The sequence below is a fragment of the Lelliottia amnigena genome, assembly GCF_019047465.1.
GTDB classification, from domain to species: Bacteria; Pseudomonadota; Gammaproteobacteria; order Enterobacterales; family Enterobacteriaceae; genus Enterobacter; species Enterobacter amnigenus.
The window spans coordinates 1,031,931-1,058,836 of record NZ_CP077236.1 but is presented as its reverse complement, the minus strand read 5'-3'; the positions used below and the strand labels follow the sequence as shown (position 1 = coordinate 1,058,836).

Annotated in this window: 24 protein-coding genes and 1 riboswitch; of the genes, 15 read left to right on the top strand and 9 right to left on the bottom strand. The window is 55.0% G+C overall.

Annotation, left to right across the window (positions count from 1 at the left end):
- Positions 1-81: 81 nt before the first annotated feature.
- Positions 82-693 (bottom strand): glycerol-3-phosphate 1-O-acyltransferase PlsY, encoded by a 612-nt coding sequence (gene plsY, locus I6L74_RS04950; protein ID WP_059177473.1) that lies wholly within the window; start codon positions 691-693, stop codon positions 82-84.
- Positions 694-800: 107 nt separating this feature from the next.
- On the opposite strand from plsY, the gene folB reads away from it, so the two are divergent.
- Positions 801-1,169, top strand: a complete 369-nt coding sequence (folB, locus tag I6L74_RS04945; protein ID WP_059177474.1) for a bifunctional dihydroneopterin aldolase/7,8-dihydroneopterin epimerase — start codon at positions 801-803, stop codon at positions 1,167-1,169.
- 106 nt (positions 1,170-1,275) lie between these two features.
- Positions 1,276-2,097, top strand: a complete 822-nt coding sequence (gene bacA / locus I6L74_RS04940) for an undecaprenyl-diphosphate phosphatase (RefSeq protein ID WP_015960447.1) — start codon at positions 1,276-1,278, stop codon at positions 2,095-2,097.
- Between the two features lie 10 nt (positions 2,098-2,107).
- Here bacA and I6L74_RS04935 read toward each other — a convergent pair whose 3' ends face one another.
- Both I6L74_RS04935 and I6L74_RS04930 read right to left on the bottom strand, forming a co-directional pair.
- Complete coding sequence (locus I6L74_RS04935; protein ID WP_059177475.1) at positions 2,108-3,349, bottom strand: multifunctional CCA addition/repair protein; 1,242 nt, start codon at positions 3,347-3,349, stop codon at positions 2,108-2,110.
- Positions 3,350-3,410: 61 nt separating this feature from the next.
- Positions 3,411-4,031 (bottom strand): TIGR04211 family SH3 domain-containing protein, encoded by a 621-nt coding sequence (locus I6L74_RS04930; RefSeq protein WP_059178022.1) that lies wholly within the window; start codon positions 4,029-4,031, stop codon positions 3,411-3,413.
- 229 nt (positions 4,032-4,260) lie between these two features.
- On the opposite strand from I6L74_RS04930, the gene I6L74_RS04925 reads away from it, so the two are divergent.
- The 3 genes from I6L74_RS04925 to hldE all read left to right on the top strand — a co-directional run bounded on the left by I6L74_RS04925 (position 4,261) and on the right by hldE (position 10,030).
- On the top strand, positions 4,261-5,562 hold the full coding sequence (locus I6L74_RS04925; RefSeq protein ID WP_059177476.1) for a CYTH domain-containing protein: 1,302 nt from the start codon (positions 4,261-4,263) through the stop codon (positions 5,560-5,562).
- A 20-nt stretch (positions 5,563-5,582) separates the two neighbouring features.
- The gene (gene glnE / locus I6L74_RS04920) at positions 5,583-8,423 is read left to right on the top strand and encodes a bifunctional [glutamate--ammonia ligase]-adenylyl-L-tyrosine phosphorylase/[glutamate--ammonia-ligase] adenylyltransferase (RefSeq protein ID WP_059177477.1); all 2,841 of its coding nucleotides are present in this window, start codon (positions 5,583-5,585) and stop codon (positions 8,421-8,423) included.
- Positions 8,424-8,599: 176 nt separating this feature from the next.
- Positions 8,600-10,030, top strand: coding sequence for a bifunctional D-glycero-beta-D-manno-heptose-7-phosphate kinase/D-glycero-beta-D-manno-heptose 1-phosphate adenylyltransferase HldE (gene hldE / locus I6L74_RS04915; protein WP_059177478.1), 1,431 nt, complete (start codon positions 8,600-8,602; stop codon positions 10,028-10,030).
- A 124-nt stretch (positions 10,031-10,154) separates the two neighbouring features.
- On the opposite strand, the gene ubiK is transcribed toward hldE, so the two are convergent.
- On the bottom strand, positions 10,155-10,451 hold the full coding sequence (ubiK, locus tag I6L74_RS04910; RefSeq protein WP_059177479.1) for a ubiquinone biosynthesis accessory factor UbiK: 297 nt from the start codon (positions 10,449-10,451) through the stop codon (positions 10,155-10,157).
- 179 nt (positions 10,452-10,630) lie between these two features.
- Positions 10,631-10,781: riboswitch (FMN riboswitch) on the top strand.
- A 105-nt stretch (positions 10,782-10,886) separates the two neighbouring features.
- Between ubiK and ribB the strand changes: the two genes are divergently transcribed.
- Positions 10,887-11,540 carry a 3,4-dihydroxy-2-butanone-4-phosphate synthase gene (ribB, locus tag I6L74_RS04905; protein ID WP_059177480.1) on the top strand — a complete coding sequence of 218 codons (654 nt, stop codon included), beginning with the start codon at positions 10,887-10,889 and terminating at the stop codon, positions 11,538-11,540.
- A 30-nt stretch (positions 11,541-11,570) separates the two neighbouring features.
- Here ribB and zupT read toward each other — a convergent pair whose 3' ends face one another.
- Positions 11,571-12,344, bottom strand: a complete 774-nt coding sequence (zupT, locus tag I6L74_RS04900; protein ID WP_059177481.1) for a zinc transporter ZupT — start codon at positions 12,342-12,344, stop codon at positions 11,571-11,573.
- A gap of 196 nt (positions 12,345-12,540) precedes the next feature.
- On the opposite strand from zupT, the gene ygiD reads away from it, so the two are divergent.
- Entirely contained in the window at positions 12,541-13,329 is a 789-nt protein-coding gene (gene ygiD / locus I6L74_RS04895) for a 4,5-DOPA-extradiol-dioxygenase (RefSeq protein WP_059177482.1), read from the top strand.
- Positions 13,330-13,365: 36 nt separating this feature from the next.
- On the opposite strand, the gene I6L74_RS04890 is transcribed toward ygiD, so the two are convergent.
- The 3 genes from I6L74_RS04890 to tolC form a co-directional block, all read right to left on the bottom strand.
- Positions 13,366-14,526, bottom strand: a complete 1,161-nt coding sequence (locus tag I6L74_RS04890; RefSeq protein ID WP_059177483.1) for a glutathionylspermidine synthase family protein — start codon at positions 14,524-14,526, stop codon at positions 13,366-13,368.
- A 2-nt stretch (positions 14,527-14,528) separates the two neighbouring features.
- Complete coding sequence (locus I6L74_RS04885; protein ID WP_059177484.1) at positions 14,529-15,194, bottom strand: DUF1190 family protein; 666 nt, start codon at positions 15,192-15,194, stop codon at positions 14,529-14,531.
- A gap of 176 nt (positions 15,195-15,370) precedes the next feature.
- Positions 15,371-16,855, bottom strand: coding sequence for an outer membrane channel protein TolC (gene tolC / locus I6L74_RS04880; RefSeq protein WP_059178023.1), 1,485 nt, complete (start codon positions 16,853-16,855; stop codon positions 15,371-15,373).
- 202 nt (positions 16,856-17,057) lie between these two features.
- Here tolC and nudF point away from each other — a divergent pair, with 202 nt between their 5' ends.
- From nudF to parE, 5 genes are read left to right on the top strand one after another with little or no spacing between them, the layout of a single operon-like run.
- The gene (nudF, locus tag I6L74_RS04875; RefSeq protein WP_059177485.1) at positions 17,058-17,690 is read left to right on the top strand and encodes an ADP-ribose diphosphatase; all 633 of its coding nucleotides are present in this window, start codon (positions 17,058-17,060) and stop codon (positions 17,688-17,690) included.
- Positions 17,687-18,109, top strand: a complete 423-nt coding sequence (locus I6L74_RS04870) for a DUF1249 family protein (protein WP_059177486.1) — start codon at positions 17,687-17,689, stop codon at positions 18,107-18,109. Before nudF ends, I6L74_RS04870 begins: the two co-directional genes overlap by 4 nt.
- Before the next feature lie 27 nt (positions 18,110-18,136).
- The gene (cpdA, locus tag I6L74_RS04865) at positions 18,137-18,964 is read left to right on the top strand and encodes a 3',5'-cyclic-AMP phosphodiesterase (protein ID WP_059177487.1); all 828 of its coding nucleotides are present in this window, start codon (positions 18,137-18,139) and stop codon (positions 18,962-18,964) included.
- Positions 18,964-19,545, top strand: a complete 582-nt coding sequence (gene yqiA, locus I6L74_RS04860; RefSeq protein WP_059177488.1) for an esterase YqiA — start codon at positions 18,964-18,966, stop codon at positions 19,543-19,545. The genes cpdA and yqiA overlap by 1 nt, the downstream gene beginning before the upstream one ends.
- A gap of 27 nt (positions 19,546-19,572) precedes the next feature.
- Positions 19,573-21,465, top strand: coding sequence for a DNA topoisomerase IV subunit B (gene parE, locus I6L74_RS04855; RefSeq protein ID WP_059177489.1), 1,893 nt, complete (start codon positions 19,573-19,575; stop codon positions 21,463-21,465).
- Between the two features lie 74 nt (positions 21,466-21,539).
- Here parE and I6L74_RS04850 read toward each other — a convergent pair whose 3' ends face one another.
- A complete protein-coding gene (locus I6L74_RS04850; RefSeq protein WP_059177490.1) occupies positions 21,540-23,681 on the bottom strand; it encodes a TonB-dependent siderophore receptor in 2,142 nt (713 codons plus the stop codon).
- A 376-nt stretch (positions 23,682-24,057) separates the two neighbouring features.
- On the opposite strand from I6L74_RS04850, the gene I6L74_RS04845 reads away from it, so the two are divergent.
- The 3 genes from I6L74_RS04845 to I6L74_RS04835 are packed head-to-tail and all read left to right on the top strand — an operon-like array spanning position 24,058 to position 26,896.
- Entirely contained in the window at positions 24,058-24,867 is an 810-nt protein-coding gene (locus I6L74_RS04845; protein WP_059178024.1) for an ABC transporter ATP-binding protein, read from the top strand.
- Entirely contained in the window at positions 24,864-25,847 is a 984-nt protein-coding gene (locus I6L74_RS04840; protein WP_096759547.1) for a FecCD family ABC transporter permease, read from the top strand. The genes I6L74_RS04845 and I6L74_RS04840 overlap by 4 nt, the downstream gene beginning before the upstream one ends.
- Positions 25,844-26,896 carry a FecCD family ABC transporter permease gene (locus tag I6L74_RS04835; protein ID WP_059177492.1) on the top strand — a complete coding sequence of 351 codons (1,053 nt, stop codon included), beginning with the start codon at positions 25,844-25,846 and terminating at the stop codon, positions 26,894-26,896. Before I6L74_RS04840 ends, I6L74_RS04835 begins: the two co-directional genes overlap by 4 nt.
- Positions 26,897-26,906 lie beyond the last annotated feature (10 nt).

Here is a 26,906-nt window from a genome sequence, read left to right as displayed (position 1 = left end):
GCGTTTTTTGTCATAGGAAAAGATGATGATACGAGGAAGGAAACGCCCGATATCGTTATACGTACCGGGCTAAGATAATTTTTATTTCGGTGCTTTTTTCTTTTTTAGCTTCGTCCAGATTTTGGTTTCCTGGCGACGCCACAGACGCTGAATATTGTCGTGATGACGCAGCAGAATAAGACACGAGAGCATCGAAACGGGGAAAGTGAACTGGGGTTTAAACCACCAGACGTAGAACGGGGCGATAAGCGCGCTGACGATCGCGCCGAGCGATGAATAGCCGCTCAGTAAGACGCTCAAAAGCCAGGTGCCCGCCATCACGCCGGTTAAATCCCAGCCAATGGGCGCGATAGCACCAAAGGCCGTTGCGACGCCTTTGCCACCCTTAAAATGGAAGAAAATAGGCCAGATATGACCGACGCAGGCGGCGATGGCGATAAGCCCCAGCCAGAACGGCGTGACGCCCAGCGCGTATGCGCCCCAGACGGGAAGCATCCCTTTCAGAACATCAAAAACCAAAACCGCTACGGCTGCTCTCTTGCCGCCAATTCGTAGTACATTGGTCGCCCCCGGATTCCCGGAACCACTGACGCGAGGGTCAGGTAATCCGGCGATGCGGCAGACCAGAATGGCGCTGGAGATGGAGCCGCAAAGGTAAGCGAGGAAGATCATTCCAGGCGCGATTGCACTCATAACGCTGTTCCGTTTTGAAAATGTATCTGTATTCTCTGCATCTGTGGATAATACGCATAATTCGCCGGGAGTGGTATCCGGTTTAGCCAAAAAGCAGGCAGGTCGTGATGGATATTGTATTTATAGAGCAACTTTCGGTAATCACCACAATTGGTGTTTACGACTGGGAACAGACCATCGAGCAGAAGCTGGTGTTCGATATCGAAATGGGCTGGGATAATCGCCTGTCCGCCAAAAGTGACGATGTGAAAGATTGCCTGAGCTACGCGGATATCAGCGAAACGGTCGTGAATCATGTTGAAGGGCAGCGTTTCGCGCTGGTCGAGCGCGTGGCCGAAGAGGTGGCGGATCTGCTGTTAAGCCGGTTCAATTCACCCTGGGTGCGCATCAAACTCAGCAAACCTGGCGCAGTGGCACGCGCGACAAACGTCGGCGTGATCATCGAGCGTAGCCAAAATCTTAAAGACAATAATTAACGTCATCATTGCTAAACCATTTTCAGTTATACCGGTCTTACAGCTGTATCTTTCGCGGCTACCCCTTTGGTGAGCCGTTTTTTACTTTTTAATAAGGGTTGATGAGATGAGCGATATGCACTCGCTGCTGGTGGCGGCAATATTGGGTGTGGTCGAAGGATTGACGGAATTTTTGCCGGTTTCCAGTACCGGGCACATGATCATCGTCGGTCATTTGCTGGGCTTTGAGGGAGAGACGGCCAAGACATTCGAAGTGGTCATTCAGTTAGGTTCTATCCTGGCCGTGGTGGTGATGTTCTGGCGACGCCTGTTTGGGCTCATCGGCATTCATTTTGGTCGTCCGCCGCAGCACGAAGGCGAAGGCAAAGGCCGTCTGACGCTCATTCATATCCTGCTGGGTATGGTGCCAGCCGTTGTGCTGGGGCTGATTTTCCACGACGCGATCAAATCGCTGTTTAACCCGATTAACGTGATGTACGCGCTGGTGGTGGGCGGTGTGCTGCTGATTGCCGCAGAGCTGCTGAAACCAAAAGAGCCAAAAGCGCCGGGGCTGGACGATATGACGTACCGTCAGGCCTTTATGATTGGCTGCTTCCAGTGTCTGGCGCTGTGGCCGGGCTTTTCGCGTTCAGGTGCAACCATTTCCGGCGGTATGCTGATGGGCGTGAGCCGCTATGCGGCCTCGGAATTCTCATTCCTGCTGGCGGTGCCAATGATGATGGGTGCCACCGCGCTGGATCTCTATAAGAGCTATCACTTCCTGACGGCGGCGGATTTCCCTATGTTTGCCGTAGGTTTTGTGACCGCGTTCCTCGTGGCGCTGGTGGCGATCAAAACCTTCCTGCAGCTCATCAAACGTATCTCTTTCATTCCGTTTGCTATCTACCGCTTTATCGTTGCGGCAGCCGTGTACGTGGTCTTCTTCTGACCCACTGCCCTCAGTCTTTCGGCTGAGGGCAACGCTTTTCCTTCCAGTCTGCGACGGCCTGAACGCGTCTTTTCGTTAACTCTTCCCGAATCTCTGGCCCTTTAAATCCGGCTTCAACCACGTCTTTCGTCGGCACGGCTTTGGCGATTTCCCACGCTTCACGCAGTAAACGCCCTTGTGAATAATCGCAGGCTTCAAAGCCGGTGCGTCCGCGCACGTCGGCTTCACTGGTCAGTGCAATTTGCTCCACGCGCTGCGGTTTGCGCCAGGCGTCGATGTTGTCGAACAGCTTCACGATAGTGGCGGGTTTCAGAATCGGGAAGGTATGAATTAAGTCGTGGAATTCAGCGACCAGCTTAGCCAGATCGCGAATGTCATTTGGCACACGCAGGCGCTGGCAAATCCCTTCAACCAGTTTTACACCCGCTGGACCGTGTCCGTGGTGGCGCGGCCAGAACGCTTTTGGCGTTAAGCCTTTCCCTAAATCGTGACAAAGCGTCGCAAAGCGCACGTCCACGTCGGGGCTAAGCATCGCAGCCATGCTCAGCGTCATCAGCGTATGAATGCCGGTGTCAATTTCCGGATGCCATTTCGCTGGAGCCGGCACGCCAAACAGCGCGTCAATTTCCGGGAACAGCACTTTCAACGCGCCACAGTCGCGAAGCACCTGGAAAAAGACCTGCGGATTACGCGTCGTCAGGGCATTTTCCGTCTCTTTCCACACGCGTTCTGGCGTGAGGTGTTCCAGCTCGCCCGCCGCGGTCATCGCGGTCATCAGCGCCAGGGTTTCATCGGCAATGCGGAAGCTCAGATGGGCGTAACGCGCAGCAAATCGCGCGACGCGCAGAACGCGTAGCGGATCTTCAGAAAAAGCCGGGGAGACGTGACGCAGAAGGCGGTTTTGCAGATCGCGCTTACCGCCGAACACATCGATGATATGACCGTCATCATCTTGCGCCAGCGCGTTGATCGTGAGATCGCGGCGCAGCAGATCTTGCTCAAGCGTGACGTCCGGCGCGGCGTAGCATGTGAAACCAGTATAACCCAAACCGGCTTTGCGTTCCGTGCGCGCCAGGGCGTATTCTTCGCGCGTTTTTGGGTGAAGAAACACGGGGAAATCGCGGCCTACCTGCTGATAGCCCGCGTTAAGCATCTCTTCTGGTGTGGCACCAACCACAACCCAGTCTTTATCTTTGACCGGCAGACCCAACAACGCATCACGTACCGCACCACCGACCAGATAAATCTTCACGCCTCAAACTCCCGTATTCATTTTTCACACGATGATACGTAAGTCTGGCAGAGAAGACGAATTAGTTCATCCAGCGGTCTTTGCGTTTACGGCTTGGGATCAGATGTGGCAGAACCAGACCCAGCACCAGACCGACGCCCAGCACGCCGCCGCCATACATAAACCACTGCATGATGATGGTGCGTTGTTTGTCATCGAGCTGCAGATTGGCTGCACTCACCTTTTTCTGGGCGACGATCAGCTCGTTTTTCAACTTCTGGTTCTCGTCTTTCAGGCCGTTGATCACGCTGTCGCTTTGCGCCACTTTCTGCTGCATTTCAGCGGTGCGCTGGTTCCAGGTGGTGTCGATATTGTTCAGCTTATCGGTCAGGGTTTTCACCTGATTTTCCAGGTCCGGCACGCGGGTGCGCAGGCTGGGCACGTTGCTGAGTTCTTTCAGTGGGATCCAGGAGGTGCGGCCGGTGCTGTCGCGGACCTGACCGTAGCTGGTGTCTTGATTTGTCTGTAACAAAACCACTTCCTCGCCGGCATTTACCGTGCCCACGAGGCGATAATTGTCTCCAGGACCGCTACGGACCCAGGTATTCAGTTCGTCAGAAACGTAACGTTTCTCTTCTGCATGGACCGCAGTCGCGGCGCTCAATGTCAGTAAAGTGAGTCCAATCAGGCGAAATTTAAGCATCATCAGTCGTTATTTTCGTAAAAAGTGGAACGATAGTAGAGGCAACAGTGTCTCCACGCAAAGCATTCATCAGCAATCGGAATCATCTGTGTCGCTCCTGCAAACTTTTACGCCCGTCAAATTGCTCATTGCGTGGCAATTTGGCGCAAAATACTATGTACTGACACATATATGGCGAGGAAGTTCGCCTTCATTGATGCGGCTGTGACGCAACCCAAAGTAGAAATCTATGGCTCAAGAAATTGAATTAAAATTTATCGTCGAAAATGACAGCGTTGATGCGCTGCGCACTCACCTTCATCAGCTCTCCGGCGAACATCACGACCCGGTACAGCTGCTCAACATCTATTACGAAACGCCCGACAACTGGCTACGCAGCCATGATATGGGGCTGCGTATTCGCGGTGCGAACGGCCATTACGAGATGACGATGAAAATCGCCGGACGCGTAGTCGGCGGCCTGCATCAGCGTCCTGAATACAATATCGACATTGCAAAGCCAGAACTTGAACTGGATCGCTTCCCGGCAGAAGTCTGGCCGAACGGCGAGCTGCCAGAGAGCCTGGCGGCGCAGGCAGCACCGCTGTTTAGCACCGATTTCTTACGCGAAAAGTGGCTGGTCAATGAAGGCAAAAGCCGTATTGAAATCGCCCTCGATTTAGGCGAAGTGAAAGCCGGTGAGTTCCAGGAGCCGATTTGCGAACTGGAACTTGAGCTACTGGAAGGCGATGCGGATGATGTGCTGAAGCTGGCGCGTAAGCTGGTGGGCCTGTCTGGTCTGCGTCAGGGTAGCCTGAGTAAAGCCGCGCGCGGTTATCATCTTGCCGCCGGAAATGCACCGCGCGAGCTCAAGCCGACGACTATTCTGCGCGTTCCTGCAAAAGTCAGCGTCGAGCAAGGCCTTGAAGCCGCGTTGGAACTGGCGCTGAGCCAGTGGCAGTACCATGAAGAGCTGTGGGTCCGTGGCGTGAAAGAGGCAAAAGCCAACGTGCTGTCCGCCATGGGGCTGGTGCGCAGCACGCTGACGCTTTTCGGCGGCGTGGTTCCGCGTAAAGCGAGCGCTCACTTACGCGATTTCCTGACGCAGACGGAAGCGCTCATGGCGACCGACATCTCCGCGCAAACGGCGGTCTACAGCCCGCAAACCGCTGCGGCAAAACTGGCGTTAACCGAATTTCTGGTAACACGCGGCTGGCAGCCATTCCTCGATGATAAAGCGCAGAAAAAAATCGCGGATTCATTCAAACGCTTCGCGGATACGCATATGTCCCGCAGTGCCGCGGAGCTGAAAACGATTTTTGACCGTCCGCTTGGCGATCAATACCGCGATCAGCTGATTCGTCTGACGCGCGATATCGACAGCATTCTGCTGCTGGCAGGCTCCTACGACGGCGTGAAAGCGCAGGCGTGGCTGGAGAACTGGCAGGGGCTGCGACACGCCATCGAAACGCGTCAGCGTATTGAAATTGAACATTTCCGTAATGAGGCTATTTCGCAAGAGCCGTTCTGGCTGCACAGCGGAAAACGTTAACTCAGGCAAGGAACCCCAGCATGCCGCTTTCTTCACTGTTACAGCAGCACTGGCAGACGGTTTGCGACCGTCTGCCAGAATCGTTACCCGCTTCCTCCCTAAGCGAGCAGGCGCAGCAAGTGCTTACCTTTAGCGATTTTGTTCAGGAGAGCATTACCGCCAATCCTGAATGGCTGGCTGAACTTGAGACGGCGCCGCCGCAGGCGGATGAGTGGCAGCATTATGCCCAGTGGCTGCATGAGGCGTTAGCCGATGTGGCCGATGAACCGACGCTGATGCGCGTGCTGCGCCAGTTCCGTCGTCGGGTGATGGTCCGCATCGCCTGGGCACAATCGCTGGAGCTGATAAGTGAAGAAAGCACATTACAGCAGTTAAGCTGTCTGGCGGAGACGCTGATCGTGACGGCGCGCGACTGGCTGTACGACGCCTGCTGTAAAGAGTGGGGCTCGCCGTGCAGTGAAGAGGGTACGCCGCAGCCGCTGATGATTTTAGGCATGGGCAAGCTGGGCGGTGGCGAGCTGAATTTTTCGTCGGATATCGATTTGATTTTTGCCTGGCCGGAAAAGGGCGCAACGCGCGGTGGTCGCCGCGAGCTGGATAACGCCCAGTTCTTTACGCGTCTGGGGCAGCGCTTAATCAAAGCGCTGGACCAGCCCACTCAGGACGGTTTTGTCTATCGCGTGGATATGCGTTTACGTCCGTTTGGTGACAGCGGTCCGCTGGTGTTGAGCTTTGCGGCGCTGGAAGATTATTACCAGGAGCAGGGCCGCGACTGGGAACGCTATGCGATGGTTAAAGCGCGCATCATGGGCGATAACGGCGATGTGTACGCCAGCGAGCTGCGTGCCATGCTGCGCCCGTTCGTGTTCCGCCGTTACATCGACTTCAGCGTGATTCAGTCGCTACGCAACATGAAAGGGATGATTGCGCGAGAAGTGCGTCGTCGGGGTTTGAAGGACAATATCAAACTCGGTGCGGGCGGGATTCGCGAAATCGAATTTATCGTTCAGGTGTTCCAGCTGATTCGCGGTGGACGCGAGCCGTCGCTGCAGTCCCGTTCGCTGTTGCCGACGTTAGAGGCCATTGATCAGCTGCATCTGCTGCCGGAAGGCAACGCGCAAACCTTGCGCGACGCGTATCTTTATTTACGCCGCCTGGAAAACCTGCTGCAAAGCATTAACGATGAGCAAACCCAAACGCTGCCGGGCGACGACCTGAATCGCGCACGTCTGGCCTGGGGGATGCGCGTCGATGACTGGCAGGCGCTGACCGAAAAACTGGATGCGCATATGGCCGGTGTGCGGCGCATTTTTAACGATTTGATTGGTGATGACGAGAGCGACACGCAGGATGATACGTTGTCCGAACACTGGCGCGAGCTGTGGCAGGATGCGCTGCAGGAAGACGACACCACGCCGGTGCTGGCGCATCTCAGTGACGACGACCGCCATCGCGTGGTCGCGCTGATCGCCGATTTCCGTATGGAGATGAACAAGCGCGCCATTGGACCGCGCGGACGCCAGGTGCTTGATCACCTGATGCCGCATTTATTGAGCGACGTCTGCTCGCGCGCGGACGCGCCTGTCCCGCTGTCTCGCGTGACGCCACTCCTCACGGGGATCATCACGCGGACAACCTATCTTGAGCTGCTCAGCGAATTCCCCGGGGCGCTCAAACATCTGATTTCCCTCTGCGCGGCATCGCCGATGGTGGCGAGCAAGCTGGCGCGTTATCCGCTGCTGCTCGATGAACTGCTCGATCCCAATACGCTGTACCAGCCGACCGCGATGGATGCCTATCGCGATGAGCTGCGCCAATATCTGCTGCGCGTTCCGGAAGACGATGAAGAGCAGCAGCTCGAAGCGTTGCGCCAGTTCAAGCAGGCGCAAATGCTGCGCGTGGCGGCCGCGGATATCGCTGGTACGCTGCCGGTAATGAAAGTCAGCGATCATTTAACCTGGCTTGCCGAAGCGATGATCGACGCGGTGGTGCAGCAGGCCTGGGGGCAGATGGTGGCGCGTTACGGTCAGCCAACGCACTTGTCCGATCGCGAGGGGCGTGGTTTTGCCGTGGTGGGCTATGGCAAATTGGGCGGCTGGGAGCTGGGTTACAGCTCCGATCTGGATTTGATCTTCCTGCACGATTGCCCGGTTGACGTTATGACCGATGGCGAGCGCGAAATCGACGGACGCCAGTTCTATTTGCGTCTTGCCCAGCGCGTGATGCATCTGTTCAGCACTCGCACGTCGTCCGGGATTTTGTACGAAGTCGACGCGCGTCTGCGCCCGTCCGGTGCGGCGGGGATGCTGGTTACCTCTACCGAATCTTTTGCGGAATATCAGCAACACGAGGCATGGACCTGGGAGCATCAGGCGCTGGTGCGTGCGCGCGTGGTATACGGCGATCCGCAGCTTAAAACACAGTTTGACGCCATTCGCCGCGATGTACTGATCGCGACGCGTGAAGGCGAAACGCTACAAACAGAAGTGCGCGAAATGCGCGAGAAAATGCGTGCGCATCTCGGCAATAAACATCGCGATCGCTTTGATATCAAAGCCGATGAAGGGGGAATTACGGATATCGAGTTTATTACGCAATATCTGGTGCTCCGCCACGCGCACGCCAAACCGAAGCTGACGCGCTGGTCTGATAATGTGCGCATTCTGGAGCTGCTGGCGCAAAACGACATTATGGATGAGCAGGAAGCGCAGGCGCTCACCCACGCGTACACCACGCTTCGTGACGAACTGCATCATCTGGCGTTACAGGAACAACCGGGCCATGTGGCGCTGGACTGTTTTACCGCTGAGCGCGCTCAGGTGTCTGCAAGCTGGCAGAAGTGGCTGGTGGACCGTGCTTAACGTTTCCCCGTCATCCTTCGAGCGACAGATGCGTTGGCATTCCTCGCTTACGCCAGTCATTTACTGGAGTGAGCTCCTGGGGATTCGCAGCGTTGCCGCCTGCCTGTCGCTCGAATGATTTAGAGGATAATTGTGATATTATCGCGCGCAAATTGTGAATCTTTCTGGAGTCAGGAATGAAAGTAACACTGCCAGAGTTCGAACGTGCTGGAGTTATGGTTGTCGGTGATGTGATGCTGGACCGCTACTGGTACGGGCCGACCAGCCGCATTTCCCCTGAGGCACCGGTCCCGGTTGTCAAAGTGGACACCATTGAGGAGCGTCCTGGCGGCGCGGCAAACGTGGCGATGAATATTGCCTCTCTGGGCGCGCATTCGCGTCTGGTTGGCTTGACGGGCATTGACGACGCGGCGCGTGCGCTTAGCAAAACGCTGGCCGACGTTAACGTGAAGTGTGATTTCGTTTCTGTGCCAACGCATCCGACAATCACTAAGCTGCGCGTGCTTTCGCGTAACCAGCAGCTGATCCGCCTCGACTTTGAAGAAGGTTTTGAAGGCGTCGATCCTGAGCCGATGCACGAGCGCATTGCGCAGGCATTGGGCAGCATTGGCGCGCTGGTACTGTCTGACTACGCTAAGGGCGCGTTGGCCAGCGTGCAGCAGATGATCCAGCTGGCGCGAAAAGCGGGCGTTCCGGTCTTAATCGACCCAAAAGGCACGGAATTTGAGCGCTATCGCGGCGCGACGCTCCTGACGCCAAACTTGTCCGAATTTGAAGCGGTTGCCGGCAAGTGCAAAAACGAAGAAGAGATCGTTGAGCGCGGGATGAAAATCATCGCTGATTTCGACTTCTCCGCGCTGTTGGTCACCCGTTCCGAACAAGGCATGACGCTGTTACAGCCGGGTAAACCGCCGCTGCATATGCCAACGCAGGCGCAGGAAGTTTATGATGTGACCGGTGCAGGCGATACGGTGATTGGCGTCCTGGCGGCAACGCTGGCGGCGGGCAACTCTCTGGAAGAGGCGTGCTATTTCGCTAACGCGGCCGCCGGTGTGGTCGTGGGTAAACTCGGTACATCAACCGTTTCTCCGATTGAGCTGGAAAACGCGGTGCGCGGTCGGGCTGATACCGGCTTTGGCGTGATGAGTGAAGACGAGCTGAAAGTGGCCGTCGCGGCGGCGCGTAAGCGCGGCGAGAAAGTCGTCATGACCAACGGCGTATTCGACATTCTGCACGCGGGCCATGTTTCCTACCTGGCGAACGCGCGCAAGCTTGGCGATCGTCTGATTGTGGCGGTGAATAGCGATGCATCCACAAAACGTCTCAAAGGTGAAACGCGTCCGGTGAATCCGCTGGAGCAGCGCATGATCGTCCTCGGCGCGCTGGAAGCCGTAGACTGGGTGGTCTCATTTGAAGAAGACACCCCGCAGCGCCTGATTGCCGGAATTCTGCCCGATCTGCTGGTGAAGGGTGGAGATTATAAGCCGGAGCAAATCGCGGGCAGCGAAGAGGTTTGGGCAAACGGCGGCGAAGTGATGGTGCTGAATTTTGAAGATGGGTGTTCAACCACTAACATCATTAAGAAGATCCAGAAAGACAGCCAGTAAGTCGGGCATGCATTCAGGATAATAAAAACGGGCCGCGCGGCCCGTTCGTTTTTCTTTCTCCCTCTCTCAGTGGGAGAGAGCGGGGTGAGGGCATAAGGCCGCACATCCCCAAGACGTGCGCAGATTATTCCGCTTCGTCTACCGGTGGGATCGCCGGAGCCGGTTTCACTTCAGCTGTCGTACCGCGATTTTCAAGCTCGGTCAGACGCTGTTCCAGCAGCGCGATTTTTTCGCGGGTGCGTAACAGGACTTGAGTTTGCACATCAAACTCTTCGCGGCTCACCAGATCAAGACGCGTCAGCTGTGACTGCAACACCTGGCGAATTTTCTTTTCGACGTCATCACCAAACTCACGAATGCCTTTTGGCATGGACTCATGAACCTGACGGGCAATTTGTTCAATTTTTTTCGGGTCAATCATTGTCGTTTCCCTTGATCAGAAGGTGTTAGCGACCATTGTAGCGTGTAATTTCTTCTCAGATACACAAAATCATTCAGGTCGCAGATAACTCAGCGCAGGGTGCTGAAGGAATTATATAAACCAGAATTGTTTGAAGCTTATGCATTGCCCGGGTTAATCAATAGCGTTATAGTTATCTCGCTTATTCTCAGGGCGGGGCGAAATTCCCCACCGGCGGTAAATCAGCCTTGCGCTGAAAGCCCGCGAGCGCTTTAGGTGAAAACGTAAAGGTCAGCAGATCCGGTGTAATTCCGGAGCCGACGGTTAAAGTCCGGATGGGAGAGAGTAACGATCAAGTCGGGCATGGCCCGCTCACGTTATCTTTTTGCCGCTTATACGGCGCTCCTAAGACTGCCCTGATTCTGGTAACCATAAAGTTAATGAGGTTTTTTTACCATGAATCAGACGCTACTTTCCTCTTTTGGTACTTCTATTGAACGTGTTGAACACGCACTTGATGCACTGCGCGAAGGCCGCGGTGTGATGGTGCTCGACGATGAACATCGTGAAAACGAAGGTGACATGATCTTCGCCGCAGAAAATATGACCGTTGAGCAGATGGCGCTGACCATCCGTCACGGCAGCGGCATTGTGTGCCTGTGTATCAACGAAGAACGCCGCAAACAACTCGACCTGCCAATGATGGTTGAGAACAACACCAGCGCTTTTGGCACCGGTTTTACCGTGACGATTGAAGCTGCGCACGGCGTGACAACCGGTGTTTCTGCTGCTGACCGTCTGACGACCGTTCGCGCCGCTATTGCGGATGGCGCGAAACCGTCTGACCTGCATCGCCCGGGCCACGTGTTCCCGCTGCGCGCGCAGGCGGGTGGCGTGTTGACGCGCGGTGGTCACACTGAAGCGACTATCGATCTGGTGACGCTGGCCGGCTTTAAGCCCGCAGGCGTTTTGTGTGAACTGACCAATGATGACGGTACGATGGCGCGCGCGCCGGAGTGTGTCACTTTTGCTCGTCTGCACAATATGCCGGTGGTGACGATCGAAGATCTGGTGGAGTATCGCCAGGCGCACGAGCGTAAAGCCAGCTAAAGAAAAACGCCGGGTTTGCCCGGCGTTTTTTTATCCGAATCCTGCCGTTTGCAACAGCACCAGACTTAATCCCATCACCGACATTCCGCACAGCACGCCGTAGCTCGGGTTGTTGTTAGGATCGATCTCTTTTGCCAGCGGCATCAGTTCATCCACCGATAATGCGACCATAATTCCTGCCACAGCTGCCATAATCGCAGCCATCACTACCGGCGAGATCATGCTGCCCAGAATCAGCCAGGCCAGCACGCCGCCTAAAATTTCTGCCAGACCCGAAATTCCAGCCCACAGAATCGCCGTACGTTTTGAGCCTGTCGCGGCATAAACCGGCCCCGCAACCGCCAGTCCTTCAGGAATATTGTGTAAAGCAACGGCCAGCGCGATACCAAAGCCCAGTTCGAGGTTATTGCTGGCCGTCACGTAAGTCGCAACCCCTTCCGGGAAGTTATGCAGGCTGATGCCCAGCGTCAGTAAAATGGCGGTACGTTTGATATTACCGCGAACGGGCTTAGCATTTTTCTGCATCAAATCTTGTGGATGCGCGTGCGGGACCATTTTGTCGAGAGCAAAATAACCCAGCAGCCCCACGACAAACATGCCGTAATCCATGACGGGCGACATGCCGTCGGTCCGAAGCGCCGCAGGCAACATTTCCATCAGGGAAATCAACAGCATAATCCCCGCCGCGAAACCCAGAGAAAACGCCAGCACGCGGTTAGACGGTTTCTGACCGATCACGCCAAGAATCGCACCAATAAAGGTCGCGCCCCCCGCAAGTAGGGTCAGAATCAGCGGTACTGACATTCACGTCTCCTTATGAAAATGCGTCTTACCCATGCTAATAATGAATCCGCAGCAAAGCGAGAGGGCATTCTCTGCTTTACAGACTCCTTACATTCAAAATTTCTGAAGATCATCATCATGCTTATCTGAGTTCATCTTCAGACGATAGCGCGTAATGTAGCGTTATTAAATCGACACCTTATGTAAGGATATCACCATGACTTCTTCTCGTATGCCAGCACTGTTTTTGGGCCACGGTAGCCCGATGAACGTCCTGGAAGATAACGTTTATACGCGTGCCTGGCGTGATCTGGGTGAGACGTTGCCGCGTCCAAAAGCGATCGTGGTGGTGTCTGCACACTGGTTTACGCGAGGCACTGGCGTGACGGCAATGGAAGCGCCTAAAACCATTCATGATTTTGGCGGTTTCCCTCAGGCGCTGTATGACACGCATTATCCCGCGCCAGGATCGCCTGAGCTTGCGCAGCAGCTGGTGGATCTTCTGGCTCCCGTACCGGTCACGTTGGATAAAGAAGCCTGGGGCTTTGACCATGGTTCGTGGGGCGTGCTGATCAAAATGTATCCGGATGCTGATATCCCGATGGTGCAGTTGAGTATCGACAGCACCAAACCGGCAGCGTGGCATTTAGAGATGGGGCGCAAACTGGCGAAGCTGCGCGATGAAGGCATCATGCTGGTCGCCAGTGGTAACGTGGTTCATAACCTGCGCACGGCGCGCTGGCACGGTGAAAATACCCCGTATCCATGGGCCACATCGTTCAATGATTTTGTCAAAGCGAATTTAACCTGGCAGGGCCCGGTGGAAGAGCATCCGCTGGTGAATTACCTAGATCATGAAGGCGGTTCACTGTCTAACCCGACGGCGGAACACTTTTTACCGCTGCTGTATGTTCTGGGGGCGTGGGATGGTCAGGAGCCAGTGAGCATACCGGTGGACGGCATTGAGATGGGCAGTCTCAGTATGTTGTCAGTGCAGGTGGGGTAATGATTCTCTCTCCCACAGGGGAGAGAGAATCAGATATTACTCGACAAAAATGTGCGGATAGAAGCGCGACAGATCCTGTGTGATCAGCGCGCGATCTTCACGGATGCCAATCCCGGCTGGCTGATCGTTGATGAGCCAGCTTCCAATCAGGACGTAGCTGTCACCAAATTTCGGCAGCGGGTAAAACTCCTGAACGATCATGCCTTCTTCGCCATACGGCCCTTCGGCAGCTTCCAGGGTTTTGCCGTTTTCGATAATCGAAACGTTGGCCCCTTCGCGTGAGAAGATCGGCTTGATGACGTATTTGTCCATCGGCGGATGATCGTCTTCAGCGAAGTACGCTTGCAGCAGATTGGGGTGATTGGGGAACATCTCCCACAGCATCGGCAGCAGCGCTTTATTGGAGATAATGCTTTTCCAGGCAGGCTCCAGCCAGCGTACGCCTGCGTCTTCCAGTTTGGTGGAAAACACTTCGCGCAGCATGAATTCCCACGGATAGAGTTTGAACAGGTTGCTAATCACCTGATCTTGCGTATCCGTGAACTGTCCGCGCTCGCCTAAACCGATATCTTCGATGTACAAAAATTCAGTGGCGACTTCCGCTTCTGCCGCGCAATCCTGCAAATACTGCACTGTTCCACGATCTTCAACCGTGTCACGACAGCACGCAAGATGCAGCAGATTGAACCCGTGCTGCTCGCGCAGCTCGGCGAAGCGTTCGATCAGCTTTTCCTGCAAACTGTTGAACTGATCGCTGCCTTCCGGCAGGTTGCCCGCGGCGATCTGATCTTCAAGCCAGATGTACTGAAAGAACGCCGCTTCATACAGTGAGGTCGGGGTATCTGCGTTATTTTCCAGCATTTTAGGATCGCCCACGCCATCCCACGCCAGGTCGAGGCGGGAATAGAGAGAAGGCTGATTGGTCTGCCAGGCATGACGCACAAAGCCCCAGGTATGCTTAGGGATGCGGAATTTGGTCATCAGCTCATCGCTGGCAATCACTTTTTCCACAACCTTGAGGCACATCTGATGCAGTTCGGCGGTGACGTCTTCGAGTTTCTCAACCTGAGCGAGCGTCAATTTGTAGTAAGCATCCTCACACCAGTACGGTTCGCCGTACATGGTGTGGAAATTAAAGCCGTATTCGGTCGCTTTTTCGCGCCAGTCCGGGCGCTCAACAATACTGACTCGTTCCATTATCAGCCGCCCATTGAGCGCGTGGAAGAACCCGTCGCGCTACGCTGCATGGTGGACTGTTTTGCAACGGAGTCGCCAAACCCGCCACGCGTCACGGTGCTGGTGGTTGCCGGTTTTGGTGCCATGGCGGTTTTTGGAACGGTCGCAGTGCGGCCTGGCTGTGCAGCACCGTAGCCTTTGCCGCTGGCGTCGGTGTATTTACCGTAAGCCGGGCTATTTGGATTTTTAGAGCTGAACAGAGGCTGCTGCTGGAAGCCCGCGCCGCCGCCCATCATACGGCCCATCATGTAGCCCGCCATCAGCGGCATCCAGAAGCTGCCGCTGGATTGTGCTTGCGCCTGGTTTTCTGGCGCCATGCCTGCCTGTGCAGGCGCTTGCTGACACTGACCTTCACCGAATTCGGCGATACAGTCTTCACGCGTCGCATATTTCGGCGCAGTGCGTTCGGCTTCTTTCAGCGCATTGTTGTATGCAGTGGTACATTCTGCGCTTTTGCCGGTGGCGCTTGAGCAGTCATCGGCATTCTGATACATCGATACCGTTTCGTCGGCTTGCTCACATCCCGCCAGCAAAAATACGGCGGTGATCGCCAGAGCGACCGGAGTGAGATGGCGTGCGTTCCAGTTTTTGCGGAACGAGGCGTGATTAATCGTTTTTGTCCGTTTCATTTTTGTCTTCCAGGACCCAGTGGTATTACATAGGAAATAAGGCTTAGGATAGAGGATGAGTGGTTGAAAATGAAGCGCAGAGGGAGCGTCAGGGGGATCTTTACGTTGGCTTACGTTTATATGTCGACTGGAGCAGAGCTAACCCGGCCTATGGAGCCATAGACCGGGTTTTAACATCAGTTACGGAACGGGTTACCGGCTGAGTTTTTGGTGGTCGTGCGAGCCGCTGCGGGCTGTGCAACAGGGGCGGCACCGTTGGCGTTATAGCCATCAGCGCTGGCGTCCTGCTGTGGGTTTTCCGGCGCCACGTTTTCAGGCGTTGTCGGAATTGGCTTGCCCAGCGTACTGTTCAGCATCTGCAGATCCTGCTCGTTCAGCGTACCCAGAGCTGATTTAATATTCAGCTGGTTAATCAGGTAGTTGTAACGTGCGTTGGAGAGCTGTTGTTTGGCGTTAAACAGCGTGGTGGTCGCATCCAGCACGTCAACAATGGTACGCGTACCGACCGAATAACCGGCTTCTGATGCGTCCAATGAACTCTGCGCCGACACTACCGCCTGTTTGTAGGCGTTGATGCTGCTGATAGAGGCATTCACGTTGTTGAACGAAGAGCGCACGGTCTGCACCACGTTGCGGTGCGCGCTTTCCAGCTGTTCGCTTGCGCCAACGAAGTTGTACTGAGCTTGTTTTACCTGAGAGTTAACCATACCGCCCTGATACAGCGGCATGGAGAAGCTCAGGCCCACTTTATTTTGGCCCACATTGCTGTCGTCAAACTGCGAAGCATTGGCGCCGCCCGTTTTAGAACCGCTATAAGAGGTGTCCGTGACGGCACTGGACGCCGTAAGACTCAGGGTTGGCAGGTGACCATCCTGGGCCTGACGGATTTGTTCGCGTGCCAGATCCTGGCTCAGACGTGCCTGTAACAGCGCCAGGTTGCGGTTTTCTGCTTCTTTCAGCAGGGCGTTAACGGCCTGCGGTTTATCCGTTTTGAAGTTGTCGACGTTCAACGAAGCCAGTTCAGGATAGTAATTGCCCGTCACCTGACGCAGAGATTCCAGCGCGTTATCAAGGTTATTACGCGCGGTCACTTCGTTCGCCAGTACGGTGTCGTATTGGGAGCGGGCGTTCTGCACGTCAGTGATTGCGACCAGGCCTACGTTAAAACGCTGCGTGGTTTGATCCAGCTGACGATAAACTGCTTGTTTCTGCGCTTCGGTGTAGGAGAGCGAATCGATCGCGCTCAACACGTTGAAGTACGCCGTCGCGGTGTTCAGGATCAGTGATTGCTGATCCGTCTGGTAGGTGACGTCCTGAATGCCCGCGCTTTTCTCTTGAAGACTCAGCGCACGCCACTTGGACATATCAAACAAGGTTTGCGTTAATTGCAGAGATGCGCCGGTGGTGTTGGAGTTAACACCGTTGCTATCACGGAAGCCATTGCCGTAGGTATAATCTGCACCTAAGCCCAACTGCGGCAGCAACGGGCTGCGTGCTTCGTTAATTTTTTCGAACGCAGCATCACGATCGGCAGCCGACTTACGCAGCTCAGGGTTGCTCAGACGTGCTTGCTGATAAACCTGTAACAGGTTTTCTGCCTGGCTCATCGCGCTGAAGCCCGTCAGGCTCAGGCCGATAAGGATGGGGAGCAATTTCTTCATTTGCATTCCTTGTTGTGAAGCAGTATTAGCGCTGATCTCGTTAAAAATATTTGCCGATTCTAACAGAATCATCCACACCAAAAGGTTGGCGTTACGTGCCATCCGGCTGTAATTTGCATCAATCTATCATATAGCCTTTGAAACGGCAGCCAAACAGCCTTGAAATTCATAATTTCATCATGATTATGACCAGGAAACCGTTATGCAAAAACCAGATGAATTGCCAGTGACGTTCACCAAAAACGATGTAGAAATTATTGCACGGGAAAAGTTATATAGCGGATTTTTTTCACTGGAACTTTACCGTTTTAGGCATCGCTTGTTTAACGGTGAAATGAGCGGAGAAGTTCGACGTGAAATTTTTGAGCGCGGGCATGCCGCAGTCTTGCTACCCTTTGACCCAGTGCGCGATGAAGTGGTATTGATTGAACAGATACGGATTGCGGCGCTGGATACCAGCGAAACCCCATGGCTGCTGGAAATGGTCGCAGGTATGATCGAAGAAGGTGAAACGCCGGAGGATGTCGCCCGCCGTGAGGCCGAGGAAGAAGCCGGGCTGAAAGTGGGCCGGACGAAACCCGTTCTGAGCTATCTGGCAAGCCCTGGCGGAACCACCGAGCGCTCTTCTATTCTGGTGGGGGAAGTGGACGCCACGATCGCGGAAGGTATTCACGGTCTGGCAGATGAAAACGAAGATATTCGTGTTCATGTGGTGAGTCGGGAACAGGCTTACCAGTGGGTAAAAGAGGGGAAAATCGACAACGCGGCCTCTGTCATCGCTTTGCAATGGCTCCAGCTGCATTATCAAGACTTACGAAACGAGTGGAAAAAATGAAGCGTTATACACCTGACTTCCCAGAAATGATGCGTTTGTGCGAAACCAATTTCGCGCAATTACGCCGCCTGTTGCCGCGTGATGACGCGCCCGGCGAAATGGTAAGCTATCAGGTGAGCAACGCGCAGTATCGATTAACGATTATTGAATCGACTCGTTACACGACCCTGGTAGAAATCAAGCAAACGGCTCCCGCGATCAGCTACTGGAGCCTGCCGTCGATGACGGTACGGCTTTATCATGATGCGATGGTGGCCGAAGTGTGTTCAAGTCAGCAGATCTTCCGCTTTAAAGCGCGGTATGATTATCCTAATAAAAAGTTGCATCAACGCGACGAAAAGCATCAAATTAACCAGTTTTTAGCCGACTGGCTAAGATATTGTTTTGCACATGGAGCAATGGCGATTCCGGTTTGTTAGCGTCATAAACCTACCTAAGGACACCATTTGGAAAGCCTGTTAAACCTGACTGTTGCTGGTGGGGCGCCAGTCAGGATATTACAAATCACTGATACCCACCTGTTTGCCGAAAAGCATGAAACGCTGTTAGGTGTAAACACCTGGGAGAGTTATCAGGCGGTACTGGATGCCATTCACGCCGAGAATCGCCACTGCGATTTGATAGCGGCTACGGGCGATTTGGCACAAGATCAAAGCGCTGCGGCCTATCAGCATTTTGCGACAGGGATCGCGAGCTTTAGCGTGCCCTGCGTCTGGTTACCCGGCAATCATGATTTTCAGCCAGCGATGTACAGTACGCTGCACGATGCGGGCATTTCACCCGCCAAGCGCGTGTTTGTGGGTGAACACTGGCAAATTTTGCTGTTGGATACGCAGGTGTTCGGTGTCCCGCACGGTGAGTTGAGTGATTTTCAGCTGGAGTGGCTGGAGCAAAAACTCGCTGCCGCTCCTGAGCGTCATACCCTGCTGTTACTGCATCATCATCCTTTGCCTGCGGGATGCAGCTGGCTCGATCAACATAGCCTGCGCAATTCAGCGGCGCTGGATCGCGTATTGTCCAAATATCCCCATGTCAACAATCTGTTGTGTGGTCATATTCATCAGGAACAGGATCTCGACTGGAATGGCCGCCGTTTACTGGCGACGCCGTCGACGTGTGTCCAGTTCAAACCGCACTGCGCCAACTTTACGTTAGACACGATAGCGCCAGGCTGGCGCTGGCTGGAACTGCATGCCGATGGCTCGCTGACGACGGAAGTTTGCCGTCTGCAAAGTGCGACGTTCCGCCCAGATACCGCGTCAGAAGGATACTGATGTCTACGCTCCTTTATTTACACGGGTTCAACAGCTCCCCGCGTTCCGCGAAGGCGACGCAATTTGGTCAGTGGCTCGGCGCGCATCATCCGCACATTGAGATCATCGTTCCGCAACTCCCGCCGTATCCGGCTGATGCCGCAGAGATGCTGGAGTCCATCGTGATGGAACATGGCGGTGAATCGTTCGGCGTCGTGGGCTCTTCGCTGGGCGGTTATTACGCCACCTGGCTCTCGCAATGCTTTATGCTCCCTGCGGTAGTTGTTAACCCGGCAGTACGGCCCTTTGAGCTGCTGAGGGACTTTCTCGGGCAAAACGAGAACCCCTACACCGGACAACAATATGTGCTAGAGTCACGCCATATTTACGACCTCAAAGTTATGCAGATAGACCCGCTGGACGCGCCCGATCTTATCTGGCTGCTGCAACAGACGGGTGATGAAGTGCTGGATTACCGCCAGGCAGTGGCGTATTACGCCTCTTGCCGCCAGACTGTAGAAGAGGGCGGAAACCATGCTTTCACGGGCTTTGAGAATCATTTCACCCAGATTGTCGATTTTCTTGGACTGCACAGCCACTGACAATCACTGCGAATTGCTAGCTAAATCATGACGCAAACCTATAACGCTGATGCCATTGAGGTACTCACCGGGCTTGAGCCGGTTCGCCGCCGCCCGGGGATGTATACCGATACGACGCGCCCAAACCACCTGGGCCAGGAAGTGATTGATAACAGTGTGGACGAAGCGCTGGCGGGTCATGCCAAACGCATCGACGTCATTCTGCACGCCGATCAGTCGCTCGAAGTGATTGACGACGGACGCGGTATGCCGGTCGACATCCACCCGGAAGAAGGGGTTCCAGCCGTTGAGCTGATCCTCTGCCGTCTGCATGCGGGCGGTAAATTCTCCAATAAAAACTACCAGTTCTCCGGCGGCCTTCACGGCGTGGGGATCTCTGTGGTTAATGCCTTGTCAAAGCGCGTTGAGGTCACCGTACGCCGTGATGGTCAGGTATATAACATTGCGTTTGAAAACGGCGATAAAGTGCAGGAATTACAGGTCATCGGGACGTGCGGCAAACGCAATACCGGTACCAGCGTGCATTTCTGGCCGGACGAAAGCTTCTTCGACAGCCCACGTTTTTCTGTCACGCGCATGACGCACATCCTGAAAGCGAAAGCGGTACTGTGCCCTGGCGTTGAAATCACCTTTAAAGATGAAGTCAACAACAGCGAGCAGCGCTGGTGCTATCAGGACGGTCTGAATGACTATCTGGGCGAGGCGGTCAATGGCCTGCCGACGCTGCCGGAAAAACCGTTCCTCGGTAATTTCTCGGGTGACACCGAAGCGGTTGACTGGGCGCTGCTCTGGCTGCCAGAAGGCGGCGAGCTGCTGACTGAAAGTTACGTTAACCTCATCCCAACGATGCAGGGCGGGACGCACGTCAACGGCCTGCGTCAGGGCCTGCTGGACGCGATGCGCGAATTCTGCGAATACCGCAATATTCTGCCGCGTGGCGTGAAGCTGTCAGCGGAAGATATCTGGGATCGCTGTGCGTACGTGCTTTCTGTGAAAATGCAGGATCCGCAGTTCGCCGGACAGACCAAAGAGCGTCTGTCATCGCGCCAGTGCGCCGCGTTTGTCTCCGGTGTGGTGAAAGACGCATTTAGCCTGTGGCTGAATCAGAACATACAGACAGCTGAAATGCTGGCTGAAATGGCGATCTCCAGCGCGCAACGCCGTATGCGTGCCGCGAAAAAAGTGGTGCGTAAAAAGCTCACCAGTGGTCCGGCGCTGCCGGGTAAACTGGCGGATTGCACCGCGCAGGATCTGAATCGTACTGAGCTGTTCCTCGTCGAAGGGGACTCGGCAGGCGGTTCCGCCAAGCAGGCGCGCGATCGTGAATTCCAGGCGATCATGCCGCTGAAAGGTAAGATCCTGAACACCTGGGAAGTTTCTTCCGATGAAGTCCTCGCGTCGCAGGAAGTGCACGACATTTCGGTGGCGATCGGTATCGATCCGGACAGTGACGATTTGAGCCAGCTGCGTTACGGCAAGATCTGCATTCTCGCGGATGCGGACTCAGACGGTCTGCACATAGCCACGTTGCTGTGCGCGCTGTTCGTGAAACACTTCCGTGCGCTGGTGAAAAACGGCCACGTCCACGTTGCGTTGCCGCCGCTCTACCGTATCGATCTCGGTAAAGAGGTGTATTACGCGCTGACGGAAGAAGAAAAAGCAGGCGTGCTGGAGCAGCTCAAGCGCAAGAAGGGCAAGCCAAACGTCCAGCGCTTTAAAGGGTTGGGTGAGATGAACCCCTTGCAGTTGCGTGAAACCACGCTCGATCCCAATACCCGTCGTCTGGTGCAGCTGGTTATCAGCGATGAAGACGAGCAGCAAACCAATGCCATGATGGATATGCTGCTGGCCAAGAAACGTTCTGAAGACCGACGCAACTGGCTACAGGAAAAAGGCGATCTGGCGGATATCGAAGGCTGATGTCCTAACCCTCTCTTACGGAGAGGGGATCGATCGTAGGCCCGGTAAGCGTAGCGCCACCGGGCTTTTTTACATCAAAAATCCATCTTCACCGTAAACTGCACTTCGCGCGGATCGCCAATCTGGTTACCCAGATTATTGCTGCCAATCGATGACGTGTAGTAGGTCTTATCAAACAGATTCTTCACGTTCAGCTGCAGCGTCACCGGATACTGCAACTTCATCTTATACGCGGCAAACGCATCTGCGACGACGTAACCCGGCAGGTAATAGTCCGCGCCATTGGTTGCGGAACGACGGCTCACGCCATGCCCGCCGCCGCCCAGCGTCAGCGTATTTCCGCCGATTACATTATGAATGTCGTACGTCAGGAACAGGGAACCCGTATGTCGCGGAACGTTTGGCAGCGGCTTGCCAGCATAATCGGGATCTTCCAGCACTTTCGCATCCGTATACCCATAGCTGGCGATAATATTGGTGTTCTCGGTCAACGCCCCCGCCACGTCCACTTCCACACCCTGTGAGCGCACGCGCCCGGCGGTTTTGGCGATCGTTTCATCTCCCACGCTTTCGGTGTAAAGCACATTGCGTTTATGGATATCAAACAGCGCGATGTTGGCAGTAATGCCATCGAAAAGGTCAAACTTGGCACCGACTTCGTAGGCATTTGACGTTTCAGGCGGCAGATTTCCGATGTAGCTGGCGATGGAAGACTGCGGCATAAACGTCTGGGAATAGTTCGCGAACAACGAGACCGAAGGCGTTAACTTGTAAACCAGACCTGCTTTCGGCGTCCACTGGTCGTCGCGGCTGTCGGTATTGACGTTAAACGGCCGACCTTTGCCTGCATATTGCGTGTAGGACTGATAGCGAAGCCCAGTGACCGCAATCCATTTATCCGTCAGATAAAGCGCATCCTGAACGTAAGCAGAATAGCTCTCCTGCTTAATCCTCTGGTCGCTGTCGGACGCTGAAACGGAAGTGCATTTACTGAGATCGCCATAAGTGGGGTTATAGATATTGAAGCCTTTAACGTTCTTACAGCGGATCATATCCGTGCGCAGCAGATCGTAATTTTCATACGATACGCCGGTCAGGATCTCGTTATAAAACCCCGCAATGTCGACGTTACCCTGGAGATCCGCGCGGGTACTGTGCATGCGCTGGGTCGATCCTTGCGTCGCATCGACGCGCCGGGTCAGATTCCCGGTGGACGCGTCATACGCCATCACGCGAGCCTGATTATCCGTGTATTTATCCTGGCTAAAGCTGTAGTCAAATTTCGCAGTCCACTCGCTGTTAAGGCGATATTCGGCGTTCAACTGCGCCAGATCGGACTCACCATCTGTAATGTTAAACGGCTCGTCGAAACGTGTTTTGCGATCCACGTTAACAGGCTTTTTGGTCTCGAGATCGAAAATAGTCCCGCGATCGAAGGGCGTTTTGTAGTCGCGATGGGAGTAGAGCACCGAGACCGTCGCGTCATCACCAAACCAGGTCAGCGACGGCGCAATATAGGTGCTGCGCTCTTTGCCAAAATTACGCCAGTAATCTTCATTCTGGTATTCCCCCGTCAGACGATACGCCAGACGCGTTCCGTCGATCGGGCCCGTCACATCAAACTGTCCGGTGCCACCGCCAAAGCTGGTGGAAGTTGCCGAGATCGATCCGCCAAAGGTTTTTTCCGGGCGTTTAGTCACGACATTGATCAACCCGCCAGGATCCAGAATGCCGTAAAGCGTCGATGCCGGGCCTTTTAGCACTTCGACACGCTCGGTCGAGGCGTTAAAACTACGGGGTAGCACGGTGCGTAAACCGTTGGTCATCACGGAACCATCGCGATTAGCGCCAAAGCCACGACGAACAAACGCATCCTGCGTGCCGCCAAGCGTGTTGGTTTGCACCACGTTGCTGACGTTATACAGCGCTTCGTCGAGGGTGGTGGCGTGCTGATCTTGCAGTACTTTGTCGCTTACGGTATTCACCACCTGCGGGATATCCAGCATCGGCATGGTGGTGAGCGTGGCGGTAGACGTGTTCAGCGGCTGATAGCCGTTGGTCGCTTCCGTTTTAGCGTTGGGATCGGCAATGACGGTTAACGTCTCGCCGTCTTTCGTTGTTTTATTTTCTGCCGCCTGTGCCAGGGGCACAATAAACAGCAGTGAAAAGAGCGCGCGCCCTTTTACCCCAGAGAAGGAAGGTGTGAACTTAACCATTTAATATTTATCCCGAAATACCAGCGAATGCTCGCGGGTGAAGCTGTGTTTCATTGCCCGTAAAGCGCTACCCGTTTGCCTGAGCGGTATCGGGTATGTAATTGAGAATCATTCAATCATGGCGAGATGTAGTAGTAAATGGAAAAAATAGAAAAACAACTACACAGAATTGATACGGAAATATCATCGCAATAAATAAGGTTAAGTGCCTGTAAATTAACTGGTTAAATCATTATCTCTTTGACGAATTACCGTACATTACCCCTTTTATTTTTAAGGTGTTTATCCTCTTGACTACTACATGGCGCAACGGCAAACTCACAAAAGAGAATGAGTTTTATTTTTATTTGTCTGTTATTTGATTAAGTTGGCACACGTGGCTCAAAACGCGACAGAGCAGGGGTTGGTTCTCGATAATCTCTCTGCTGGTTATCAGAAAAAAATCATCGTTGATGACATTTCTCTCACCATTCCCCCTGAAAAAATGACCGTTCTGGTTGGGGCGAACGGATGCGGTAAATCGACCCTGCTCAGTACGATTGCGCGTTTGCTGCAACCCATGGGCGGCACGGTATTGCTCGACGGCAAGAGTATCCATGAACAGCCCACTAAAAGGGTCTCGCGCAGGCTGGGCATTTTGCCGCAGTCACCGCTCTTACCCGAAGGGCTAACGGTATTTGAGCTGGTGTCGCGTGGGCGTTTTCCCTGGCAAAATTTTATGCGCCAGTGGACCGACGCCGACGAACAGGCCGTTGAAGAGGCGCTACGTTTAACCGGCACCCAGGATTATGCGCATCTGCCTGTTGAAAGCCTCTCTGGTGGCCAGCGTCAGCGCTGCTGGATTGCTATGGCCCTGGCGCAACAAACGCCGTATATCCTTCTCGATGAGCCAACCACTTACCTCGATTTGCGCTATCAGGTCGAGATTCTGGAACTGCTTCATGACTTAACCCGCCATCACGGGCGCACCGTCATCGTGGTGTTGCACGATCTGAACTTTGCGGTGAACTACGGCGATACGCTGGTCTTTTTACGCGAAGGGAAAGTGCAGCGCGTGCTGCATGAAGGTGATGTGTGTACGCCAGAGCTTATCAAAGCGGTCTTCGATGTAGACGTGCAAATGTCGATCAATCCTGCGACGGGTAAACCCTTCTTTATGCCGTTTCGCCGCGCAGGAAAATCATGATGCGCACCCGTCTTGCATCTGTTGTTTTCATCGCGTTACTGCTGGCAGGGGCTATTTTACATCTTGGTATCGGCGCGCGTTTTATTCCTCCGCAGAGCGTAGCGCAGGCCTTTCTTGCGTTCGACCCGCGCAATTTCGATCACAACGTGATTATCAACCTGCGCCTGTTGCGCCTGCTCGCGGCTCTGATGACCGGCGCCGCGCTGGGTGTGGCGGGCGTGTTATTGCAAGCGGTGATCCGCAACCCTCTTGGCGAGCCACATATTTTGGGGCTGAATGCCGGGGCGGCACTGGCGGTGGTGCTGACCAGTGCGCTTGGGCTGACATTTCCCTTTGGGCGTCCGCTGATTGCGGCGGCGGGCGCGGGGGCATTATTTTTGCTGGTCTTAACGCTGTCGTCCGCTGGTCGAACCGGATTAACCCCCATGAAAGTGACGCTTTGCGGCGTCGCGATTTCGGCATTTGCCTCGTCAATCACCGCTGCAGTCTTAATTCTGGATGAGCAAACGTTGCTTTCTATGCGCACCTGGCTTGCTGGTGATGTAGCTGGCGTAAGCTGGGCGACAATTCAGACCGCCGCCTGGGTTGCCGCGGCGGGATTGACGCTGGCGATTGCGCTTGCCCCTTCTGTGAACATGCTGGCGCTCGGCGATCGCATGGCGCAGGGCCTGGGCGTTTCGCTGCTGCGCACGCGTCTCCTCTGCCTGCTGGCGATTGCATTGCTGTGTGGTGCAGCGGTGTCGATTGCCGGGCCGATAGGGTTTATTGGCCTGGTGGTGCCGCAAATTATCCGTCGTCTGGTGTCGACTGATTTGCGCGTCATGGTGCCGCTGTCGGCCTGCTGCGGCGCGCTGGCGTTACTGCTGGCAGATATCGCCGCCCGTGCGCTATTTGCTCCCCACGAACTGGCGACCGGCGTGGTCACCGCTCTGGTCGGGGCGCCGGTCTTTATCCTCATGGCGACGAGAATGTTCAAATGAAGCCAGCGATTCTTCGCGCAGGCCTAAGGCCTCTTCGTCTGGGTGGGTTTTCTGCCGTCGTTCGTCCTAAAGCACTCCTATTGCTGGGGGCGCTCGTCCTGCTTTGTCTGGGGATGATGCTGTTTGGACTTACCCACGGCTCGCTGTCTATTCCCGCGTCGGCAATAGGACGTGCGCTGTTTTACCCCGATGCGCTCAGTGCCGACGCGCGTTACATCGTCCAGGATATTCGTCTGCCGCGCCTGCTGATGGCGCTTCTGTGCGGAGCCATGCTGGGTGTCGCGGGGGCGGCGATGCAGTCGGTAACCCGTAACGGCCTCGCCGATCCCGGGCTGATTGGCGTGAAAGAGGGCTGTAGCGTCGCGGTATTACTGCTGATTTTCCAGTTCCCGGCGCTGGGCGTTATCTGGCGTCCGGCGATAGGCATGGCAGGCGGGCTGCTGACAGCGCTTTTGGTCGTGCTGCTCGCCCGCGATATCTCGCGCCCGCGCTTTATTTTGATTGGCATTGGCGTGTCGTGGGCATTTGCCGCTGGAATGGGCGTTTTCATGACCACCGCTGACGTTCGCGACGTGCAGACCGCGCTGCTGTGGCTGGCCGGAAGCTTGCATGCGGCCAACTGGACGCTGGTCAGCGTTGCCGCCGGCTGGGCACTACCGGCATTTGCGTTACTGCTGTTCACCGCGCGTGCGACCGACGTTTCGCTCCTGGGCCATCAGGCCGCCACCGGGCTTGGCGTGCGCCCCGCCAGACTGGCGTTGCTGCAAGTCATCGCGCCCGTTTTATTAACGGCCGCCTGCGTCTCTTGCGTGGGGAGTATTGGCTTTGTGGGGTTAATCGCTCCGCACATGACACGATTTTTACTGCGCGGCGGCCAGACGTCGCTGCTTGCGGGCAGTGCGGTGTCAGGCGCGCTGCTGGTTTTACTGGCGGATAATGTTGGGCGGCTGGCTTTTCTGCCGCTGCAATTGCCCGCAGGAATTATTGTCTCGCTGATCGGCGGGCCATTTTTCCTGATGCTGCTCTGGCAGCGTCGGGACAGGTTTTAAACGGGGAGCG

What these genes read in the sequence shown, in the direction of transcription:
- I6L74_RS04870 (WP_059177486.1), top strand. Translation starts at nt 17,687, where the DNA reads ATGAAGCGTTATACACCTGACTTCCCAGAAATGATGCGTTTGTGCGAA.
- plsY (WP_059177473.1), bottom strand. Translation starts at nt 693, where the DNA reads ATGAGTGCAATCGCGCCTGGAATGATCTTCCTCGCTTACCTTTGCGGC.
- ribB (WP_059177480.1), top strand. Translation starts at nt 10,887, where the DNA reads ATGAATCAGACGCTACTTTCCTCTTTTGGTACTTCTATTGAACGTGTT.
- ygiD (WP_059177482.1), top strand. Translation starts at nt 12,541, where the DNA reads ATGACTTCTTCTCGTATGCCAGCACTGTTTTTGGGCCACGGTAGCCCG.
- I6L74_RS04835 (WP_059177492.1), top strand. Translation starts at nt 25,844, where the DNA reads ATGAAGCCAGCGATTCTTCGCGCAGGCCTAAGGCCTCTTCGTCTGGGT.
- I6L74_RS04890 (WP_059177483.1), bottom strand. Translation starts at nt 14,526, where the DNA reads ATGGAACGAGTCAGTATTGTTGAGCGCCCGGACTGGCGCGAAAAAGCG.
- I6L74_RS04925 (WP_059177476.1), top strand. Translation starts at nt 4,261, where the DNA reads ATGGCTCAAGAAATTGAATTAAAATTTATCGTCGAAAATGACAGCGTT.
- bacA (WP_015960447.1), top strand. Translation starts at nt 1,276, where the DNA reads ATGAGCGATATGCACTCGCTGCTGGTGGCGGCAATATTGGGTGTGGTC.
- I6L74_RS04885 (WP_059177484.1), bottom strand. Translation starts at nt 15,194, where the DNA reads ATGAAACGGACAAAAACGATTAATCACGCCTCGTTCCGCAAAAACTGG.
- ubiK (WP_059177479.1), bottom strand. Translation starts at nt 10,451, where the DNA reads ATGATTGACCCGAAAAAAATTGAACAAATTGCCCGTCAGGTTCATGAG.
- I6L74_RS04840 (WP_096759547.1), top strand. Translation starts at nt 24,864, where the DNA reads ATGATGCGCACCCGTCTTGCATCTGTTGTTTTCATCGCGTTACTGCTG.
- yqiA (WP_059177488.1), top strand. Translation starts at nt 18,964, where the DNA reads ATGTCTACGCTCCTTTATTTACACGGGTTCAACAGCTCCCCGCGTTCC.
- I6L74_RS04930 (WP_059178022.1), bottom strand. Translation starts at nt 4,031, where the DNA reads ATGCTTAAATTTCGCCTGATTGGACTCACTTTACTGACATTGAGCGCC.
- zupT (WP_059177481.1), bottom strand. Translation starts at nt 12,344, where the DNA reads ATGTCAGTACCGCTGATTCTGACCCTACTTGCGGGGGGCGCGACCTTT.
- folB (WP_059177474.1), top strand. Translation starts at nt 801, where the DNA reads ATGGATATTGTATTTATAGAGCAACTTTCGGTAATCACCACAATTGGT.
- parE (WP_059177489.1), top strand. Translation starts at nt 19,573, where the DNA reads ATGACGCAAACCTATAACGCTGATGCCATTGAGGTACTCACCGGGCTT.
- glnE (WP_059177477.1), top strand. Translation starts at nt 5,583, where the DNA reads ATGCCGCTTTCTTCACTGTTACAGCAGCACTGGCAGACGGTTTGCGAC.
- nudF (WP_059177485.1), top strand. Translation starts at nt 17,058, where the DNA reads ATGCAAAAACCAGATGAATTGCCAGTGACGTTCACCAAAAACGATGTA.
- hldE (WP_059177478.1), top strand. Translation starts at nt 8,600, where the DNA reads ATGAAAGTAACACTGCCAGAGTTCGAACGTGCTGGAGTTATGGTTGTC.
- I6L74_RS04850 (WP_059177490.1), bottom strand. Translation starts at nt 23,681, where the DNA reads ATGGTTAAGTTCACACCTTCCTTCTCTGGGGTAAAAGGGCGCGCGCTC.
- tolC (WP_059178023.1), bottom strand. Translation starts at nt 16,855, where the DNA reads ATGAAGAAATTGCTCCCCATCCTTATCGGCCTGAGCCTGACGGGCTTC.